The organism is Alkalicoccobacillus porphyridii, from assembly GCF_007293315.1.
In the GTDB taxonomy this organism is placed as follows: domain Bacteria; phylum Bacillota; class Bacilli; order Bacillales; family Bacillaceae_D; genus Alkalicoccobacillus; species Alkalicoccobacillus porphyridii.
Window position 1 is genome coordinate 1 of record NZ_VLXZ01000087.1, and the last position, 359, is coordinate 359.

Genomic DNA, 359 nt, shown 5'->3' on the forward strand with positions numbered 1-359 from the left:
GATTGATTCGCGGTGTCAGCGAGGGGCTCGGCCCGGTCGGCGGCGCAGCTGCTATCTATTCATTAAGCGGTCTGCTGTTAATCTTCACGTTTGGATTTCCGCGTATTCGGCAGATTCCGAAAGGCTATTTACTCGCCGGGAGTCTGTTATTCGTCAGCTATGAAATCTGTCTGGCGCTTTCCTTAGGGTATGCGGCGACCCGTCATCAGGCGATTGAAGTGGGTATGGTGAACTATCTATGGCCCAGCCTGACAATTCTCTTTGCCATTCTGTTTAATGGTCAGAAAACCAACTGGCTGATTGTACCAGGATTATTATTAGCCCTGGTCGGCGTCTGCTGGGTGTTAGGCGGTGACAAT

The 359-nt window shown here is 51.3% G+C and carries 1 pseudogene; it reads left to right on the forward strand.

What is annotated here, in order from left to right:
• Nucleotides 1-359 (forward strand): annotated as a pseudogene (yddG, locus tag FN960_RS23625) (aromatic amino acid efflux DMT transporter YddG); the annotation flags it as partial.